The organism is Streptococcus parasanguinis (assembly GCF_016648925.1).
Lineage (GTDB): Bacteria > Bacillota > Bacilli > Lactobacillales > Streptococcaceae > Streptococcus.
The window spans coordinates 40,542-58,689 of record NZ_JACLQX010000009.1; the positions used below are offsets into that span (position 1 = coordinate 40,542).

At 40.4% G+C, this 18,148-nt stretch carries 18 protein-coding genes and 2 pseudogenes; 18 read left to right on the forward strand and 2 right to left on the reverse strand.

Annotation, left to right across the window (positions count from 1 at the left end; all coding sequences use genetic code 11):
• Nucleotides 1-393 precede the first annotated feature (393 nt).
• The 3 genes from H7T97_RS04645 (at nt 394) to H7T97_RS04655 (ending at nt 3,519) form a co-directional block, all read left to right on the forward strand.
• Nucleotides 394-1,260 (forward strand): Rgg/GadR/MutR family transcriptional regulator, encoded by an 867-nt coding sequence (locus tag H7T97_RS04645; RefSeq protein ID WP_049497821.1) that lies wholly within the window; start codon nt 394-396, stop codon nt 1,258-1,260.
• A 213-nt stretch (nt 1,261-1,473) separates the two neighbouring features.
• Nucleotides 1,474-2,712 (forward strand): MFS transporter, encoded by a 1,239-nt coding sequence (locus H7T97_RS04650; RefSeq protein ID WP_201089554.1) that lies wholly within the window; start codon nt 1,474-1,476, stop codon nt 2,710-2,712.
• A gap of 150 nt (nt 2,713-2,862) precedes the next feature.
• Complete coding sequence (locus H7T97_RS04655) at nt 2,863-3,519, forward strand: CBS domain-containing protein (RefSeq protein ID WP_003005183.1); 657 nt, start codon at nt 2,863-2,865, stop codon at nt 3,517-3,519.
• A gap of 42 nt (nt 3,520-3,561) precedes the next feature.
• Here H7T97_RS04655 and H7T97_RS04660 read toward each other — a convergent pair whose 3' ends face one another.
• Complete coding sequence (locus H7T97_RS04660; protein WP_003008268.1) at nt 3,562-4,449, reverse strand: YitT family protein; 888 nt, start codon at nt 4,447-4,449, stop codon at nt 3,562-3,564.
• A gap of 149 nt (nt 4,450-4,598) precedes the next feature.
• On the opposite strand from H7T97_RS04660, the gene tmk reads away from it, so the two are divergent.
• From tmk to H7T97_RS04700, 8 genes are all read left to right on the forward strand, one after another.
• Nucleotides 4,599-5,237: a dTMP kinase gene (gene tmk, locus H7T97_RS04665; protein ID WP_201089556.1), complete on the forward strand. Its 639-nt coding sequence runs from the start codon at nt 4,599-4,601 to the stop codon at nt 5,235-5,237.
• The gene (locus H7T97_RS04670; protein WP_201089558.1) at nt 5,234-6,127 is read left to right on the forward strand and encodes a DNA polymerase III subunit delta'; all 894 of its coding nucleotides are present in this window, start codon (nt 5,234-5,236) and stop codon (nt 6,125-6,127) included. The genes tmk and H7T97_RS04670 overlap by 4 nt, the downstream gene beginning before the upstream one ends.
• Nucleotides 6,128-6,136: 9 nt before the next feature.
• The gene (gene yabA / locus H7T97_RS04675) at nt 6,137-6,457 is read left to right on the forward strand and encodes a DNA replication initiation control protein YabA (protein ID WP_003005416.1); all 321 of its coding nucleotides are present in this window, start codon (nt 6,137-6,139) and stop codon (nt 6,455-6,457) included.
• A gap of 2 nt (nt 6,458-6,459) precedes the next feature.
• A complete protein-coding gene (gene rsmI / locus H7T97_RS04680; protein ID WP_003005580.1) occupies nt 6,460-7,317 on the forward strand; it encodes a 16S rRNA (cytidine(1402)-2'-O)-methyltransferase in 858 nt (285 codons plus the stop codon).
• A 17-nt stretch (nt 7,318-7,334) separates the two neighbouring features.
• On the forward strand, nt 7,335-7,916 hold the full coding sequence (locus tag H7T97_RS04685) for a GNAT family N-acetyltransferase (RefSeq protein WP_049523252.1): 582 nt from the start codon (nt 7,335-7,337) through the stop codon (nt 7,914-7,916).
• Entirely contained in the window at nt 7,900-8,391 is a 492-nt protein-coding gene (locus tag H7T97_RS04690) for a methylated-DNA--[protein]-cysteine S-methyltransferase (RefSeq protein WP_049523250.1), read from the forward strand. Before H7T97_RS04685 ends, H7T97_RS04690 begins: the two co-directional genes overlap by 17 nt.
• Nucleotides 8,392-8,396: 5 nt before the next feature.
• Nucleotides 8,397-8,750, forward strand: a complete 354-nt coding sequence (locus H7T97_RS04695) for an arsenate reductase family protein (protein WP_049523248.1) — start codon at nt 8,397-8,399, stop codon at nt 8,748-8,750.
• 362 nt (nt 8,751-9,112) lie between these two features.
• On the forward strand, nt 9,113-10,654 hold the full coding sequence (locus tag H7T97_RS04700) for an ABC-F family ATP-binding cassette domain-containing protein (RefSeq protein ID WP_049488524.1): 1,542 nt from the start codon (nt 9,113-9,115) through the stop codon (nt 10,652-10,654).
• A gap of 311 nt (nt 10,655-10,965) precedes the next feature.
• Here H7T97_RS04700 and H7T97_RS04705 read toward each other — a convergent pair whose 3' ends face one another.
• The gene (locus H7T97_RS04705; protein ID WP_201089560.1) at nt 10,966-11,811 is read right to left on the reverse strand and encodes a peptidylprolyl isomerase; all 846 of its coding nucleotides are present in this window, start codon (nt 11,809-11,811) and stop codon (nt 10,966-10,968) included.
• A 222-nt stretch (nt 11,812-12,033) separates the two neighbouring features.
• Between H7T97_RS04705 and H7T97_RS04710 the strand changes: the two genes are divergently transcribed.
• The 7 genes and pseudogenes from H7T97_RS04710 to gloA2 all read left to right on the forward strand — a co-directional run bounded on the left by H7T97_RS04710 (nt 12,034) and on the right by gloA2 (nt 18,144).
• Nucleotides 12,034-12,939, forward strand: coding sequence for a hypothetical protein (locus H7T97_RS04710; RefSeq protein WP_201089562.1), 906 nt, complete (start codon nt 12,034-12,036; stop codon nt 12,937-12,939).
• Between the two features lie 42 nt (nt 12,940-12,981).
• Complete coding sequence (locus H7T97_RS04715) at nt 12,982-13,746, forward strand: hypothetical protein (RefSeq protein WP_201089564.1); 765 nt, start codon at nt 12,982-12,984, stop codon at nt 13,744-13,746.
• Between the two features lie 69 nt (nt 13,747-13,815).
• The gene (locus H7T97_RS04720) at nt 13,816-14,682 is read left to right on the forward strand and encodes a hypothetical protein (protein ID WP_201089566.1); all 867 of its coding nucleotides are present in this window, start codon (nt 13,816-13,818) and stop codon (nt 14,680-14,682) included.
• Nucleotides 14,675-15,055 (forward strand): hypothetical protein, encoded by a 381-nt coding sequence (locus H7T97_RS04725; RefSeq protein WP_260314067.1) that lies wholly within the window; start codon nt 14,675-14,677, stop codon nt 15,053-15,055. The genes H7T97_RS04720 and H7T97_RS04725 overlap by 8 nt, the downstream gene beginning before the upstream one ends.
• Before the next feature lie 275 nt (nt 15,056-15,330).
• Nucleotides 15,331-16,087, forward strand: a pseudogene (locus tag H7T97_RS10415) (DNA translocase FtsK); the annotation flags it as partial.
• 74 nt (nt 16,088-16,161) lie between these two features.
• Nucleotides 16,162-17,691 (forward strand): annotated as a pseudogene (locus tag H7T97_RS10420) (DNA translocase FtsK); the annotation flags it as partial.
• Nucleotides 17,692-17,757: 66 nt separating this feature from the next.
• A complete protein-coding gene (gloA2, locus tag H7T97_RS04735; protein WP_024054825.1) occupies nt 17,758-18,144 on the forward strand; it encodes an SMU1112c/YaeR family gloxylase I-like metalloprotein in 387 nt (128 codons plus the stop codon).
• The last annotated feature ends 4 nt before the right edge of the window (nt 18,145-18,148 follow it).

Below are 18,148 nucleotides of genomic sequence, written 5' to 3' on the forward strand. Positions count from 1 at the left end.
TTGATGACAAAGAAAATTTAGAAACTTTCCTTAGGTGAGTGCGGACGTCAGCGAACTTCTACGAAGTTCCATGACTTAGTTTTGAGCCTAAGGTCTCAAAACTCCCGAGTGCTTGAAACAGTCTTGTTTCAAGCACTTTTCTCACGGCGGAAAGTTTCATTATACTCCCAAATGATTCAAAAAATAGCATAATTTCTATTATGAAGAAACATTAATCTCATTTTATAGGAAAAACAGTTTGAATATGTTCGAAAGAAAGGTCCTGAAGACCTTTCTTTTTTCATTTTTACTGGCTAAGATTTTTTCTTAGTAAAATAATTTAAAATATATAATTTCCTTTATTAATTTGGTAAAATAAACGTAATTACTAATGACTGAAATGGATTATAAGTTATGCATATAGATCGAAAAATTCAATTGGGTGAATTATATAAGGAACTAAGAATTGCCAGAGGCTTAAAACAAAAGGATGTTGCTAGAAAAGGATTAAGCATAGCACAATTGTCTAAATTTGAAAATGGGCAAACGATGTTAAGTGCTGATAAATTATTAATAGCGATAGAATCAATCCACATGACTTTTGAAGAGTTTGGCCATAAATTAAATAATTATGAATTACCTAAAGATATTATTTTAGGTAAGAAGATATCCACTTTATTTTTGAAACAGGATATTAAAGGATTAGAGTATCTATTAACTGAAGTATTACAGAGTGAAGAGACGGATCAATATCAAAGAATTCAGTCATTTATTATTGAAAATGCGATTCATTCATTAGATCAAAACTATGAAATAAATATAGAAGATAGAAAAGTATTGGTAGATTATCTATTTTCAATTGAATCTTGGACATGGTTTGAATTATATGTATTTGGAAATACAATGACTTTAATTTCAGATGAAGATCTATTATTTTTTGGAGAACAGCTTGCGGAAAGGACTAAAGACTATAATTTTCTTAAACACAATTTAAGTTCTTTAAAATTAACGTACATAAATTTAATTGGCGAATTAATTTTAAGAAAAATTGATACTCAAGTTCCATTGTTTATACTCGAGCTAGAAAAGCTTCTTTTCCCATATGATATGCTAGAAATCATGTTGTTAAAATTTTTAAAATTAGTAAATGGTTACTTAAAGTCAAAAAATTCTAAAAAGGAAATTAAACAATTTATAGAGTCTCTTCGGGTTGTTGGTGATAGTCAACTGATTAATATTTTAGAGGTAAAATTGGACCAGTTTGGGATACATATAAATTAGGCAAAAGATCAGATGTATGAGACAGGATATTTCATATTTGAAACTCTGTTAAATATTTAAAATTTAGTAGTAAACTATATTTAGATATAACAATTAAATACTTCGATATTTTGTTAATTCATATAAAAGAAAAAGTAATTCTGAAAAACTTAAAAATATTTTTTATTTGAATGAAGTTATGTCTATCAAGTTTCTATTAGAAAGGTATAGCAGATGAAAGTTTTTTTAAGAAATATTTTTTTTAGGAATCTGGTCTTGTCTAGTTTCTTCGATGATTTAGGATCAACTATTTATAATCTTGTTTTTGTAGTATTTGCAGCAAGTATGGCGAATAGTAAATTGGCGGTTGGTGTAGCAAGTTTTATACAATATATTCCAACGATTTGTTCTCTTTTTATTGCAATGCAGGCTGATAAAACAAAGAATAAGAAATTGTGGTTGCTATTATTAGGATATATACAAGCAGTATTATTTATTATGGTTGCGTTCTTATCGAAAGAAAATTCATGGCTAGTTTTCTCGATTGTATGTTTCATAAACATCCTATCAGATTGTATTGCAGAGTACAGAAGAGGCCTAGTATTACCTATGTTTCAGTCACACATTCCCGAAGAAGACCTGATGGAAGCGTACTCTTTTGATCAAGTAATTAGTCAAATAACTTTGATTTCTGGTCAAACTTTGGGAGTTTGGTTACTAACGATTTCTCATAATAATTTCTTCTTTTTAGCTACGATAAATGCTATTAGTTTCTTATTATCATCGATGGTATTGCTCAAAATCCAAAGACAATTGACACATCCAGAAGTTAATTATTCACCAGAAAATGGGTTTATCTCACAACTTAAGAACCTTTACAAAAATAGTAAAAGTATATTTAAATATCAAGAGAAAGTACGTTTTGGTCTAATGATTTTTTCAATTTTAGGATTAAATTCGCTAGGCAGTGCTATTTTAATAATGTACAATTTGAAATTTACAGAAATAACTCCTTTTGGTTTATCTTTTGCTCAGTCGGTGTTTTTACTTCAAACAATATTATTTGTTTCAGCCCTAATTGGTGGAATGACCCCTAATGATTATTTTTCTAAACTTTCACTTATTAAAATACTTCAAATAGATAGTGGATTATTAATAGTAATAGGAATATGTGGTTGGATAAATGGTTTGGAAATAATTTCTTTTAGTGTGTTGGCATTCATGATGTATCTTAGTAGTAAGGTAAATCCCAAATTAAATAGTCTCTTAATGGCAAAACTTCCACCGGATATTCTTGCACAAACTAGTAGTTTTTTTAAGGTTATATCAGTATTATCAATGCCAATAGCAACTATTTTGTTTACAAGTTTATCTATGTGGAACTCTCAGTTTGCTTGGGGTGTATTCTTATTATTATCCATTGTGGTATTTGTACTTTCCTTATCTTCTAATAAATCGGTTACTAGTGACTAAGATTAGTTTGCAAGATTTAAATGTTGCATAAAAAGGTACGTGTGTTTGATTTTTCTAAATTTTGAAAACAAGAGAAAACTGCTGAAAGCGTTTGAAATCATTCTTAAAATCAAGTATAATAAAACTAATAAAAGCATAGGAGAACTTGTTATGGCTGTTAAAGATTTTATGACACGTAAAGTGGTTTACATTAGTCCAGATACTACAATTGCCCACGCGGCAGATTTGATGCGCGAACAAGGTTTGCACCGTTTGCCAGTCATTGAAAACGATAAATTGGTTGGTTTGGTGACAGAAGGTACGATTGCAGAAGCAAGTCCATCTAAAGCAACAAGCTTGTCTATTTTCGAGATGAACTATCTGTTGAACAAGACTAAGGTTAAAGATGTCATGCTTCGCGATGTCATTACCGTCTCTAAATTTGCCAGCTTAGAAGATGCGACCTACCTCATGTATAAGAACAAGGTGGGAATTCTTCCAGTCGTGGACAATGACCAAGTATCCGGTGTCATCACAGACCGTGATATTTTCCGTGCTTTCCTTGAAGTATCCGGTTATGGAGAAGAAGGAGTTCGTGTTCGCTTTGTGACAGAAGATAAGGTTGGCGTTCTAGAACAAATCATTCACTTGATTGTAGAAGAAGGATATAACATCGCCAATACAGTCAATATCCCAACAAAAGACGATCGTGTGGTTATCGAAGTCCAAATTGATGGGGTGACAGATCTAGAAGGAATCCGTAGTAAATTTGAAGCTAACGGTTTGAAAGTCGATGAAATCACTCGAACAACTGCAAAAGCTATTTAATAAAAAATCAGGCTAGATGAGAATCCAGTCTGATTTTTTCTATTAACGGGTAATGGGTTGTTTTTCTTTATCTAAAGTAAAGCCTTCGCCGAGAATTTCATGGGCTTCAGAAATGGTGATGAAGGCGAATGGATCGATCTGATTGATGATGTCTTTCATTTGTTTCATCTCATTCCGTGAAACGACACAGTAGACGATATCCAGGTCCTTACGGCTGTAATAGCCCATCCCGCGGATAAAGGTAATCCCGCGACCCAGATCGTCGGATACTTTTTGGGCAATTTCTTCTGGTTTAGATGTGACGATAAGGAAGCCTTTTCCAGCAAAACCACCTTCTCCAATCAAGTCGATCACAAGGGTGTCAATCAGGATAAAGAAGAGGGTATACATAGCCGTACGGACATCTTGGAAGACAACGACAACAGTTATCAGAACAATGGCATCTACAATCAACATGAGTTTTCCCATACTGAGGGAAGTGTATTTGTTAAAGATGCGAGCGAGGATATCTGTTCCTCCAGTAGTTCCACCAGCATTGAAGATGATCCCTAGCCCCAAACCAAGCACAACCCCTGAGGCGATACAGGCAAGCAGAATATCTCCTTTAAAGGCTGTAAAGATAAAGTGATGGTAGTGGTGGCTGAGGGGCATGGCTTCAAAAATCGCCATCCAAGCCGAAACCGAGAAAGTCCCAAGTAAGCTCAGATAAAGAGATTTTTTGCCCAGCAGTTTCCAAGCCAGAACGAAGAGAGGGATATTGATCAGCAAGTTCATCAGGGATACGGGGACTTTTAAGAGGTAATAGGTGATCAAGGTAATCCCTGTCGCTCCTCCTTCATAGAAGTGAAAGGGAATGACCAAAAAATAGATCCCAAATGAAAAAATGCCGGCCCCCAAGATGATAGCCAGAATATCTTTAAATTTAAACATGATAGGTTGTCTCCTAAAACTTTATAAGAACATTGTAACAAAAAAGTGAAAAAATGAAAATGACTTTGAAAAATTTTCTCTCCTAAAATACAAGATTTTTACCCTTATTTTTGGTAAAATAAAAAGAAGAAAACTAGAAAGAGGATACTATGGTAAACGGTACATTAATTTCATTTGAAGGTCCAGAAGGAGCGGGGAAATCATCGGTCCTAGAAGCCGTTTTGCCTCTACTTGAAGAAAAAGGAATTCCTTTTATTACAACCCGTGAACCAGGCGGTGTAGACATTGCAGAAAAGATCCGCCAAGTCATTTTAGATCCAAACCATACTAGTATGGATGCCAAGACCGAGTTGTTGCTCTATATTGCTAGTCGCCGCCAGCATTTGGTGGAACGTGTCTTGCCAGCCCTTTCAGCTGGGAAGGTTGTCTTGATGGACCGCTTTATTGACAGCTCGGTGGCTTATCAAGGGTATGGCCGCGGCCTGAGTGTGGAAGATATCGAGTGGCTCAATCAATTCGCGACAGATGGTCTTAAACCAGATCTCACCCTTTACTTTGATCTGGATGTCGAAGAAGGGCTCGCTCGAATTGCGAAAAACCAAGAGCGGGAAGTCAATCGTTTGGATTTGGAAGGTTTGGAGCTTCACCAAAAAGTCAGACAAGGTTATTTGGCCTTGTATGAAAAGGAACCAGAGCGCATTGTGAAAATCGATGCCAGTCAATCCTTTGAAGCAGTCTTTGCAGATGTCTTGGCTGTTTTAGAAAATCGCTTGGGGATATTGAAATGAAGCTAGAAGAGATCCAACAGCTCCAGCCAGAATTGGTGGAGCGCTTCACCCAGATCTTAGAACACAAACAGCTCAGTCATGCTTATCTCTTTACGGGTTCTTTTGCCAGTTTTGAGATGGCTCTCTTGCTAGCTCAGAGTCAATTTTGCGAAGATTTGCAGGGAGTCTGGCCTTGTGGCAAATGCCGTTCCTGCCGCTTGATTGCAGAAGAAGAATTCTCAGATGTAAAGATCGTGCGTCCGGTCAACCAGATCATTAAGACGGACCGTATTCGCTCGCTCGTTCAAGACTTTTCTCAATCAGGGTTTGAAGGAAGTCGGCAGGTCTTTATCGTCCAAGATGCGGATAAGATGCATACCAATGCGGCCAACTCTCTTTTAAAAGTCATGGAAGACCCCCAGAGTGAGATCTATCTCTTCTTGTTGACATCCGATGAAAACTTGATCTTACCGACTATCAAGAGTCGGGCCCAGCAGGTTCATTTTCCTAAAAAGCAAGCCTACCTAACGGAACTGCTAGAAAAAGAAGGCTTGATCAAGTCACAGGCAAATTTAGTAGCTCGTTTTAGTTTTAGTCTCGAAGAAGCAGAACAACAAAAAAAGAATGCTACGTTTTTTGAACTGGCAAAAGTTTGTGATCAGTTCATCGAACGTTGTCAATCCAATTTGAATCGCGCCTATTTGGAAGTGACACGCTTGGTGAGTTTAGCAGATGATAAGGAAAAACAAAGCCAGGCCTTTCGTTTGATGGAGTTGGCTTTAGAAGAGCAGTTGCGCTTAAGTCGATCCCAGCAGTTGCTTGAGAAATTGAGTCATGCTCGCAGGATGTGGAAGGCCAATGTTTCTTTTCAAAATGCTCTAGAATATATGGTGTTGAGCTTAGAAAGTTAAGGAGTCAGAATGAATAAAAAAGAATTATTTGATGCTTTAGACGGCTTTTCTCAGAATTTGTTGGTCACCTTGGCTGAAGTCGAAGCCATCAAGAAAAATTTGAAACAAGTCATCGAAGAAAATACAGCTCTTCGCTTAGAAAATGATAAATTGAGAGAGCGTTTGGGGGAAGTTGAGAAGACTTCATCCGCAAAGTCACAACACCATGGTCGTGAAAATTTGCAACGTATTTACAACGACGGTTTTCATATCTGCACTTATTCCTACGGTCAGCGCCGTGAGAACGATGAAGAGTGTATGTTTTGTGACGAGTTGTTATTTAGGGAGTAAGCATGCAGATCCAACGAAGTTTTAAAGGGGAAAAGAAAACTGGAGTGCTCTACCTGGTTCCAACACCGATTGGTAACCGGGAGGATATGAGTTACCGCATGGTCCAGACCTTAAAGGATGTCGACTTGATCGCAGCTGAGGATACTAGAAATACAGGCCTCTTGCTCAAGCATTTTGAGATTGCGACACCCCAGACTAGCTTTCATGAGCACAATGCCATGGAGAAAATTCCAGATCTGATCGCCCATTTAGAATCAGGAAAGGATGTGGCACAAGTCTCAGATGCAGGACTCCCTAGTATTTCTGACCCCGGTCATGATTTGGTCAAGGCAGCGATTGAACGAGAGATTCCTGTCGTAGCTGTGCCTGGTCCTAGTGCGGGTATAACGGGTTTGATTGCCAGTGGTCTAGCCCCTCAACCTCATATTTTTTATGGATTTCTGCCTCGCAAAGAGGGGCAACAGAAGGCCTTTTTCCAAGAAAAAGTGGCCTATCCTGAGACTCAGATCTTTTATGAGTCTCCCCATCGAGTGAAGGCAACCTTAGAGAATATGTTGGCTGTCTATGGGGATCGTCCTGTCGTCCTGGTTCGTGAATTAACCAAAATCTACGAGGAATATACTCGCGGCAGTATTTCTGAGTTAGTCGCATTTCTTGAAGAAAATCCCCTCAAAGGGGAGTGTCTCTTGATCGTCGAAGGAGCCAAGGAAGAAGAGCTAGACCTAGAAGAGGTCGACTTGATCCAAGAGATCGATACCTTGGTCCAAGAGGGCATGAAGAAAAATCAAGCAATTAAACAGGTCGCAAAACAATACGGCCTGCAAAAGAGTGAGCTCTATGCTCGTTACCATCAAGACTAGGAAAGGTTGAAAGCAGGATGGAAATTAGAATGGCTTATCCCAACGAGATTAAGCGAATTATGGAAATCATCCAAGACGCCAAGGAAAGCCTGGCTCAAAGACAGGTCGACCAGTGGCAGGATGGCTATCCAGATGAAGAGATCATTTTTGAGGATATTCTAGAAAGTCGTGGCTATGTGGCAGTTGAAGATCAGGAAGTTGTCGCCTATGCAGCCGTTCACAAGGGAAATGAAGCGGCCTATAATGAGATTTACGATGGCAAGTGGGAGCATGATAATTATAAGTATGTCACTTTTCACCGTGTCGCTGTAGCCAAAGAAGCTGCTGGCAAAGGGGTGGCTCAGACCTTCCTTCAAGGTTTAATCGAAGGGGAAAAAGGGCCAGATTTCCGTTGCGATACGCACCCGGATAATGTGGTGATGCAGCATTTACTTGAAAAATTGGGCTACCATTATTGTGGAAAGGTCCCTATTGATGGCGTCCGCCTGGCTTATCAAAAGATCAAGCGAAAAGCAGAAACCAGTTTATTCCAAGTGGTCTCAGAAGAAGACCGCTGGGATCAAAGAGCAGAAGCGGCCTACAATGACTCTCTATCTTAAACAATTTTATGAAAGCCCTATGGGGCTTCTTTCGATCATTGTCAGTGAGGAAGGCCTTGTAGAACTTGATTTTTATGATCCGAAAGAGGAGGCGCCTGATCCCTATGGGGCGCTGGAGCAGGTCCATCCCTACCATGAGAAGGTGAAGGAGTGGTTGGATCACTATTTTGCTGGGGAGCCAATCGCTATCAGCTTTCCACTAGCACCGCAAGGGACAGCCTTTCAAGAGCGGGTGTGGCAGTTATTGCGAGAGATCCCATATGGTGAGACCAAGACCTATGGCCAGCTGGCCCAGGATCTTTCTTGCGGTTCAGCTCAAGCCGTGGGACAGGCTGTTGGACGCAATCCCTTGACGATCTTAGTCCCTTGCCACCGCGTGATGGGAAAAGATGGACAACTGACGGGCTACGCGTCTGGACTCGATCGCAAACGCTGGCTCTTACACCATGAAGGAATTACCTGGAAGGAGAAATAAAATCGATGTATACCTTTATTGAATACCCAAAATGTTCGACTTGTCGAAAGGCTAAATCAGAATTGGACGGTCTCCAATATGACTTTCAAAGCCAAAACATCGTCACAGAAACACCGACTAGCCAAGAATTGCAAGACTGGATAGCAGCGTCTGGCCTACCGATCAAGTCTTTCTTCAATACTAGCGGGATGAAATACCGTGAACTCGGTTTGAAAGATAAGGTGGATCAACTGACAGTGAAAGAAGCGGCGGATCTCCTTGCTTCAGATGGTATGCTGATCAAACGCCCTCTGCTTGTCAAAGACGGAAAAGTAGTTCAAGTTGGCTACCGAAAACCGTACGCAGACTTAGGTTTGTAAAAGAAAAGGGAGTTGGATTTTCTTCAGATCTATAATAAAAGTATGCCAGAAGCTTTCCTTAGGTGAGTACGGACGTCAGCGAACTTCTACGAAGTTCCATGACTTAGTTTTGAGCCTGAGGTCTCAAAACTCCCGAGCGCTTGAAATTTAATAGTTCAAGCGCTTTTCTCACGGCGGAAAGTTTCGGTATATTCTTTATGAAATTCATAAGTTAGAACTTATTTTGATTTCTTGACAAAATCGCGTAACCTATCTTACTTATAATTTATTTATATATATTCTAAAGGGAGTTGGGCTCCCTTTTCATTTTGCAGTGAAGATGATATAATCATACGAGTGAAATCAATGAAAGAGAGTCAAGCATGAGTATTTTAGAAGTGAAAAATTTAAGCCACGGTTTTGGGGACCGGGCGATTTTTGAGGATGTGTCTTTCCGTTTGCTAAAGGGAGAGCATATTGGTCTTGTCGGGGCCAATGGTGAGGGGAAATCGACCTTCATGAGCATCGTGACTGGTAAGATGCAACCTGACGAAGGAAAGGTGGAGTGGTCTAAGTATGTGACGGCAGGTTATCTGGACCAGCATTCGGTATTAGAAGAAGGACAAACAGTTCGCGATGTTTTACGGACAGCTTTTGATGAGTTGTTCACAGCTGAAGCTCGCATCAATGACCTCTATATGGCCATGGCGGAAGAGGGAGCCGATGTCGATGCTTTGATGGAAGAAGTAGGAGAACTCCAAGAGCGTCTAGAAAGTCGTGATTTTTATACCTTGGATGCCAAGATCGATGAAGTGGCGCGTGCTCTTGGGGTCATGGACTTTGGCATGGACACGGATGTGACCTCCTTGTCAGGTGGGCAACGGACCAAGGTCCTCTTGGCCAAACTCTTGCTAGAAAAACCAGATATCTTGCTACTAGACGAGCCAACCAACTACTTGGATGCAGAGCACATCGATTGGCTCAAACGCTATTTGCAGAATTATGAAAATGCCTTTGTCCTCATTTCCCACGACATTCCTTTCTTGAACGATGTGATCAATATCGTCTACCATGTGGAAAATCAGCAGTTAACCCGCTATTCAGGTGACTACTACCAATTCCTTGAAGTCTATGAAATGAAGAAATCGCAATTGGAAGCGGCTTATGAGCGTCAGCAAAAAGAGATTGCTGATTTGAAAGATTTCGTAGCCCGCAATAAGGCGCGTGTGGCTACACGGAACATGGCCATGTCTCGTCAGAAGAAGCTGGACAAGATGGAACTCATTGAGTTGCAAAGTGAGAAACCAAAGCCATCCTTTGAATTTAAAAATGCCCGGACTCCTGGTCGCTTTATCTTCCAGGCCAAGGATCTCCAGATTGGCTATGACCGTCCTTTGACCAAGCCTTTGAACCTAACCTTTGAACGCAATCAAAAAGTTGCCATCATCGGGGCCAATGGGATCGGGAAAACCACTCTCTTGAAGAGCTTGCTAGGAATCATCCCACCGATCGCTGGAGAAGTAGAGCGTGGAGATTACCTAGAACTTGGCTATTTCGAGCAAGAGGTCGAAGGAGGCAATCGTCAGACGCCGCTTGAAGCAGTCTGGAATGCCTTTCCAGCTCTCAACCAAGCAGAGGTCCGTGCAGCCCTTGCCCGCTGTGGCTTGACCACCAAGCATATCGAGAGCCAAATTCAGGTGTTATCCGGTGGGGAGCAAGCCAAGGTACGCTTCTGTCTCTTGATGAATCGTGAAAATAATGTCTTGGTACTAGACGAGCCAACCAACCACTTGGATGTGGATGCCAAAGATGAATTGAAACGGGCTCTGAAAGAATACAAGGGATCGATCCTCATGGTTTGCCACGAGCCAGACTTCTATGAAGGCTGGATGGACCAAATCTGGGACTTTAATGAATTAACGTAAACACAAAAAGAGAACCATGCGGTTCTCTTTTTAGATTGACGTTACATACTTCTTAGAAACTTTCCTTAGGTGAGGACGGACGTCAGCGAACTTCGTAGAAGTTCCATGACTAATTATTGAGCCTAAGGTCTCAATAATTCCGAGTGCCTGAAACTGTATTGTTTCAGGCACTTTTCTCACAGCGGAAAGTTTCAGTAGATGAATGTCTTAAATAATTAGAATTCATTTTATTTACCAATGAATCTATTAGGTAATTTTATGTAAAATGTTTATCAATATTTTAAAAAGAGAACCGTGCGGTTCTCTTTTCATTATTTTTTGAAATTATAGTCTTTTAAAATCTCGATTTTTTCAATCTTGATGTCTGTTTTTGGTTTGTCCTTATCATCAGTTTCGGCAGACGCAATTTTATCCACCACATCCATGCCATCGATGACTTGCCCAAAGACAGTGTAGTTGCCACCATCAAGGGTTGGATTTCCACCATTTTTATAAGCATCGATAATCTTAGCTGGGAAGCGATCAGTCGGGAGCTTGCTAGAAATATCTTCCTTATTTTGGTTGATATAGAATTGACTACCGTTGGTATTTGGACCAGAATTGGCCATGGCTAGGGCTCCACGAAGGTTGTAAAGGTATGGAGAATACTCATTCTCAAAACCAGTACCTGAATCTTTGGATTTGTCTTTGCCCTTCCAGATGGATTCACCACCAGTACCATCTCCCTTAGGATCCCCAGTTTGGATCATAAAGTTGTTAATGACACGATGGAAAAGTAAGCCATTGTAGTAGCCTTCTTTTGCATGGGTCAAGAAGTTTTCAACTGCAAGTGGGGCATATTTAGGGAAGAGCTTCACAGTGATGTCGCCTTCTGTCGTTGTGATTTTAACCTCCGCTTCGTCTTCAGCCACGTCAGTTGAAAGTTGTGGGAAGACGGCATTTTCATTGGTCATGGCGTCGTTAAAATCTTTGCGCAGTTGTTCTAATTTCTTTTGATCTTCTTCAATTTTCTTTTGATCTTTTTCACTAGAGCTAGAAGTTGCTGTCTGCTCTGTCTTTTCTTTGCTTGAGCTTGAAGAGTTAGCGTCTGTCTTATTGGACGAACAAGCTGTTAAAGCCAAGCCGGAAAATAATAGTAGTGCGATTAATTTTTTCATATTCTTCCTTTCCAACATAGTTGTCTTTCTCTATTGTACCTTAATTTTGCGATACTTTCAAATTTAGATGGAAATCTCTATTCACTAGAGTTATTTCAAGATTGACAAGGGTTGATAAATCACTAGTTAAAAAGGAAGTTGCGTTGAGATAGAAAATTCGGTATGATGGGAGATAAGTTGATTGGTTTAAGAAAAAAACGATAGGTTTTGTAGAGGAAAAGAATGAAAAAATGTTTAAAGAGTAAGATGGCAGGAGTGATATTTAGTTTGCTACTTATTTTTGGGTGTGTACTCGTATTGATTTATCCAAAATCGAATCATCACAAGAAAACTGAATCTGCTTCAACATATGTAGAAGCAGGGGATATTAAGAATGTATCATACTGGGGCGATCATAACGAGTATATTCTAGCTAAAGATTTTTATTTTGTAGGGAATCGTTATTTGGTCAGTTTTAATTATAATGAAAAACAAGACAAAAACAATTTACAGAAAGAATATACTGGATTTCGATATTATGATATAAGTAGAGATATGGCAGAAACGAAAGTTGATTTCATAAAAGATATTCGAAAAAAATTTCCAAAGGCTTACTCGAAAAATTTCGATGTGATAAATAATAAAGGTCAAAGTCTTGTATGGTTTCGCTATTATGAGTCAAAGGATTCAGAAAAATCATATGAATTATTTTATGATTTAGATCATCATGAATTTATTGAATCCGAAAGTATAGATACAGAAGTGTCAACTATTGACGCAATCCTTACTTCCTATACTAATTTAGGTGGTTTGGTAGTGAAAAATTCAGGGTATCGTATTGGGTCAAGAATAGAGCTTAATGAGTATAGAGATAAGAATAGCGTAAATCTAAATATTTTTAAAGAACATCCTGAATTGAAAGAAAAGCTTTCAAAGGAAGGTTACATCTTATACCCACGTCAAGACTCTATGTCTAATGCGGAATATTTTGACCAACTACTTCACTGGTTTGCTTATATCGGTCAAGATCGAATCTCTGGAGTAAAGATAGATGCTTACTACTCAAAAGATGGACAGGAGCATGAAATCCATTCTTATGAAGAGTTTAAACAATACTACAATGGAAAAGATGGCGAATTACAGGATTGAATCTAGCCACATTGAAAACAGGAATAGAAAAGAGTGATGTGTATGAATTATGGTCAAATGCGCAAAAACTATAGACTCTATATTAGATCTGCTGGCTTGTTGGCAATGCTTCTGATTGTTTGTATAGGATTATTGGTCAGAGATCCCCTTCTTCAGACTGCGGGCCTCTTATTGGTCCTTGCAGGCTTGTTTTTATTCATCCACTTGCTCAAGAAGAGCTACACCAACAAGTGTAACACCATTCTCCATGTAGACTTAGATTTAGCTTTTTGGCAGCAATACCTTCAGTTGAACAAGAATGTGAAAAAGCCCATTTTACAGATAGATATGAAGCTAACATCGGTCGCCTATTCTTTTATGATGGGAGATTTCGATGCTGTTATAGAGGAAGCTAGGGAGGCACTTAGTCAGAAGGAACTACCGCAGAAATATAAGAACTTTTTTGAGAGTTACCTCATGCGATCGACTGTCCTGACAGATCCTGATTTGACTAGAGAAGAGCTAGAGGCTCAGTTAAATGAATTGACCATTACAGACCCTACACTGGCTGAGAAAACAAAAGAGGTCTGTCTCGCTCTTTATGATTTAACCATTGCGCACCAAAGCAATGATTATTTCGAAGACTTAAGCAATGACTTCAAGTACCAGCAGTTGGAAATCATCTACTACCAAGCCTTGAATGCTGCTCTCAAAGGAGATCAGTCTAGAGCTGAAGAGCTCTTTCGCAAGTTGGTTTCAGAAGATGAGTCGCTCTATATCGTTCGAAAGGCTAAACGATACTTGAAGGATGAATTCAGTCATCTGTAAGTCCTACAATCGAAATAGACATTAATTGAAAGAGCCTGAAAAAATATAAGGAGTTATTGGAAGATAAGAATGAAAAAATCAATCTTTAGGGCCAATTTTTATGAGAGCCGTCGTTTGCGTCATGATGGCTTTATCGATTATATGGTCAAGGACACAAATAGCCGAAAAATCTACACAAAGCCATTTAGTATTGCGAGGAAACTATTTTCATTTATGGGGATACTGTTCATGTTTGGATTTTCTGCATTAATGGAGTCGCAAACTCATCACCCTGATCCAGATGCACCAGTTGAAACCTGGGGGATCAATTTCTATCCACTCTGGCTGTTTTTCTTGTGTTGGTTTTTATGGTTTCTTGTTTGTAGAAAAAATCTGCGTAGAAAATATGATGCAAAGATTCCTTATACTAGTATCTTGAATTTGAATCTGTATCTGATTTGGATGGTGCTTGCTCTGAATTTGTTTTTTATCACCGTCATAGGTAGATACCTTACGATTTTGGGTTTGGTTTTTTTCTATGTTCTTACCGGAATCATATTGTTTATGATTGTCCAATTTAGAATGAAATCGCTAAAAATTCGTCTTTATGGAGTGCAGGATCCTAGTGTAACTGCTAGACAGCAAAAGATCATAGAAGTCATTGCTGGACTAGGTGGAATAATTGTAGCAGGTTGGATGGTTCTGAAATTTCTTTTCCCCAAAATTGGAGAAGTAAAAGGTGATTTTTTAGGAACCATCTCATTTATAGGAATGGTATTTTTTGCAAATATTATTGTTTTGAGTATGGAAGTTGTGATGATGTTACCCTATTCACTGTATGGTTATTATCGAAATAAATATTCAGAGGAATATCGCGAGTTCGAAGGGAAATCGCTGGAAGAATGGTATGGCAAAAAGTATTTGAAGAAACACCAGGAGTACTTGAAACATGAATAAACATTTTGAAGAGATGTCGTTTGATGAATTGAAATGCTACCGTAGAGAAGGTCTATGGAGATCTTTGGGCTTATTACTGGTCATTAATTTAGTGATTACGGGTATGGTTCTGATGGAAGTGAACCATGTTTCTCCATCGAATCAGAATCGTTTTCGGGGTATTGGTTTGACAACGGTCATTGCGCTCTTTGGCTACATGAAGCCTCTGATAGCAGCAAATCGCGTGATGTTAGACCATCCGGATTGGGTCAAGAAATCAGGTTTCCGAGCGAAAATTCCTTTGCCAATGGCTTGGCATGTCAAAAGGCTTTGTGTCCTTGGAGCGAGTCTCTTGGTGATTGGAGTAGGATTTGCCTCGTCATTCAAACCTTAAGTCCAACAAACAAATGTACAAGATCAAATCGATATCATTCAAATGGATAACGAATTGGAAAGAGAGCAAAAAGTCGATCAAGTTCTAGATACCATCACACCGGAGGATAAAAAATCTGAGTAAGATCCATTTTGGAATTTGAACATCATTGAATATCGTTCTAAACAGCTCTAAAGAACAGTGCCCACTCGGTGCTGTTTTTCTGCTTTCTGCTACAAATTTGTGGAAGTGATTTTACTAGAGAACTAGCTTGAAAATGTGATATAATAAAGGTTATGGCAAACAATAATCAATCAAAAAAAACACGGTCGACAAGACGACTGTCCAAAGCAGAATTAGAAAGAAAAAAAGCAATTCATCGCATGATTGCGACCATTCTGATTAGTCTGGTCTTAATTTTTGCGGCCTTGAAATTGGGGGCAGTAGGGGTCTTAGCCTACAATTTGATCCGACTCTTTGTTGGGAGTTTGGCTTACTTAGCTATTTTAGCGACCTTTTTCTACCTTTATGCCTTTAAATGGCTGGATAAACACGAAGGGGTGATTTCAGGATTCCTAAGTTTCTTTGCTGGGGTTCTCCTGATGTTTCAGGCTTTCTTTGTATCCTCCCTTCATTTAGACAATGATGGAATCAAGGTCACTTTTTCAAGAATCATGGCAGACTTGATTCATCTGCGGGTGGAGAGTTTTGCGGGTGGTGGTATGATCGGTGCCCTTCTTTATGCTCCGATTTCCTTCCTGTTTTCAAATATTGGCTCTTATTTTATCGGTCTTCTCTTTATCGGATTGGGGATCCTCTTGATGAGCCCTTACTCCATCTATGATTTGTTTGAAAAGGGGTCCGAAGCCTTCCATGCTTCTATGGAAAAACGTAAAGAGCGTCGCGAACAGAAATTCCTTGAAAAAGAAGCAAGAGTTGCCGAGGAAGCTGCTGCAGCTGAAAGAGAGCAAGAAGAAGCAAGAGCTGTTCTTCCAACTCCCCTTTCAATGGAAGGGCACCCTGTAGATCCTGAAACAGGAGAGGTGTTGGCGGAAGAGCCGTTCACAGAGCCCTTCCCAGAAGCTGAGATTGTTGCACCAGTAACACCAGAGATCTACCTGCCAGATGAAGAATGGCCGGAAGAGCCTGAAGAATATGAAGAGCTTCCGGTAGCTGATGAATTCGAAGACGATGGGGAGGAAGTTCAGGTGGACTTCACGCCTAAGGAACTCCTTCAATACAAACTTCCAACGATTGATCTCTTCGCACCTGACAAGCCCAAAAATCAATCCAAAGAGAAAAACATCGTTCGCCAGAACATCCGCATTTTGGAAGAGACCTTTGCAAGCTTTAACATCAAGGCGACAGTGGAGCGAGCGGAAATCGGCCCCTCTGTCACCAAGTATGAAGTTAAACCGGCTGTCGGTGTGCGGGTCAACCGCATTTCGAATCTAGCAGATGATTTGGCCTTGGCCCTAGCAGCCAAGGATGTGCGGATCGAAGCGCCGATTCCAGGGAAGTCTCTGGTCGGGATTGAAGTGCCCAACTCAGAGATTGCGACGGTCTCCTTCCGTGAATTGTGGGAGCAGTCCAAAACAGATCCGGCTAAACTCCTTGAGATTCCTCTTGGGAAGGCCGTAGATGGCTCGGCTCGGACCTTTGATTTGGCCCGGATGCCCCACCTCTTGGTAGCGGGTTCGACCGGATCTGGTAAATCAGTAGCGGTTAATGGGATTATTTCGAGTATCTTGATGAAGGCCCGCCCGGACGAAGTCAAATTTATGATGGTCGATCCTAAGATGGTGGAGCTTTCTGTTTACAATGATATTCCTCACCTCTTGATTCCAGTGGTGACCAATCCACGCAAGGCCAGTCGAGCCCTGCAGAAGGTTGTCGATGAGATGGAAAATCGCTATGAGCTCTTCTCGAAAGTGGGGGCTCGGAATATTGCTGGCTTTAATGCCAAGGTTGCGGAGTACAATGCCCAGTCTGAGATGAAGCAAGTACCACTTCCATTGATTGTGGTCATTGTCGATGAGTTGGCAGACTTGATGATGGTCGCAAGTAAAGAAGTAGAAGATGCCATTATTCGTCTTGGACAGAAGGCGCGTGCGGCAGGGATCCACATGATCCTTGCGACTCAACGGCCATCGGTTGATGTTATTTCAGGTTTGATCAAGGCCAATGTACCTTCCCGTGTCGCTTTTGCGGTATCATCTGGGACCGACTCACGGACCATTTTGGATGAAAATGGGGCGGAGAAATTGCTCGGTCGTGGGGACATGCTCTTTAAACCGATCGATGAAAATCATCCGATTCGTCTACAAGGGTCCTTTATCTCAGATGACGATGTGGAGCGGATTGTGAACTTTGTTAAAGAGCAGGCAGAAGCCGATTATGATGATGCCTTTGATCCAGGCGAAGTCTCCGAGTCGGACTTTGATGGTGGTATGGGTGGCTCTGATGAAGGCGATCCTCTCTTTGAAGAGGCCAAAGCGCTCGTGATCGAGACCCAAAAAGCCAGTGCGTCGATGATTCAGCGTCGCTTATCAGTTGGCTTTAATCGGGCGACTCGCCTCATGGAAGACTTGGAAGCAGCAGGTGTCATCGGACCAGCTGAAGGAACCAAGCCTCGAAAAGTATTGCAACAATCATAAGGATAGGGAAAAAGGGCATATGCCCCACTCCCTTTTCTTTTTATAGAAAATAGAAAGTAGGACAAGATGAAGTTAGACAGGATTCATCATATTGCCATCATTGGACGGGATCGCGATGCCATGTTGCATTTCTATGTGGACCAGTTGGGCTTTGCGATTGTCAGTGAGTATGACCGTCCCGAACGCGGAGATATCTTGATCAATCTCCGTCAGGGCCAGCTGACGTTAGAACTCTTTATCAAACCGACGGCCCCAGAACGTCCGAAACTTCCCTTGCCCGAGCATACGGGACTGCGTCATTTAGCCTTTAAAGTGGAAGATGTCGAGGCGTATCTAGCTAGATTGGATCAGCTAGGTATTGAGAATACAGGCCTTCGCTATGATGACTTTGATGGTAAGAAAATGGCATTTTTCTTCGATCCAGAAGGATTGCCCTTGGAAATACATGAGTGAGGAA

Bases quoted from the DNA above. Each gene is read 5' to 3' on its own strand.
- H7T97_RS04720 (WP_201089566.1), top strand. From the start codon at position 13,816: ATGAAAAAATCAATCTTTAGGGCCAATTTTTATGAGAGCCGTCGTTTG.
- H7T97_RS04650 (WP_201089554.1), top strand. From the start codon at position 1,474: ATGAAAGTTTTTTTAAGAAATATTTTTTTTAGGAATCTGGTCTTGTCT.
- yabA (WP_003005416.1), top strand. From the start codon at position 6,137: ATGAATAAAAAAGAATTATTTGATGCTTTAGACGGCTTTTCTCAGAAT.
- H7T97_RS04685 (WP_049523252.1), top strand. From the start codon at position 7,335: ATGGAAATTAGAATGGCTTATCCCAACGAGATTAAGCGAATTATGGAA.
- H7T97_RS04655 (WP_003005183.1), top strand. From the start codon at position 2,863: ATGGCTGTTAAAGATTTTATGACACGTAAAGTGGTTTACATTAGTCCA.
- H7T97_RS04705 (WP_201089560.1), bottom strand. From the start codon at position 11,811: ATGAAAAAATTAATCGCACTACTATTATTTTCCGGCTTGGCTTTAACA.
- H7T97_RS04645 (WP_049497821.1), top strand. From the start codon at position 394: ATGCATATAGATCGAAAAATTCAATTGGGTGAATTATATAAGGAACTA.
- H7T97_RS04660 (WP_003008268.1), bottom strand. From the start codon at position 4,449: ATGTTTAAATTTAAAGATATTCTGGCTATCATCTTGGGGGCCGGCATT.
- H7T97_RS04670 (WP_201089558.1), top strand. From the start codon at position 5,234: ATGAAGCTAGAAGAGATCCAACAGCTCCAGCCAGAATTGGTGGAGCGC.
- gloA2 (WP_024054825.1), top strand. From the start codon at position 17,758: ATGAAGTTAGACAGGATTCATCATATTGCCATCATTGGACGGGATCGC.
- H7T97_RS04690 (WP_049523250.1), top strand. From the start codon at position 7,900: ATGACTCTCTATCTTAAACAATTTTATGAAAGCCCTATGGGGCTTCTT.
- H7T97_RS04700 (WP_049488524.1), top strand. From the start codon at position 9,113: ATGAGTATTTTAGAAGTGAAAAATTTAAGCCACGGTTTTGGGGACCGG.
- rsmI (WP_003005580.1), top strand. From the start codon at position 6,460: ATGCAGATCCAACGAAGTTTTAAAGGGGAAAAGAAAACTGGAGTGCTC.
- H7T97_RS04695 (WP_049523248.1), top strand. From the start codon at position 8,397: ATGTATACCTTTATTGAATACCCAAAATGTTCGACTTGTCGAAAGGCT.
- H7T97_RS04725 (WP_260314067.1), top strand. From the start codon at position 14,675: ATGAATAAACATTTTGAAGAGATGTCGTTTGATGAATTGAAATGCTAC.
- H7T97_RS04710 (WP_201089562.1), top strand. From the start codon at position 12,034: ATGAAAAAATGTTTAAAGAGTAAGATGGCAGGAGTGATATTTAGTTTG.
- H7T97_RS04715 (WP_201089564.1), top strand. From the start codon at position 12,982: ATGAATTATGGTCAAATGCGCAAAAACTATAGACTCTATATTAGATCT.
- tmk (WP_201089556.1), top strand. From the start codon at position 4,599: ATGGTAAACGGTACATTAATTTCATTTGAAGGTCCAGAAGGAGCGGGG.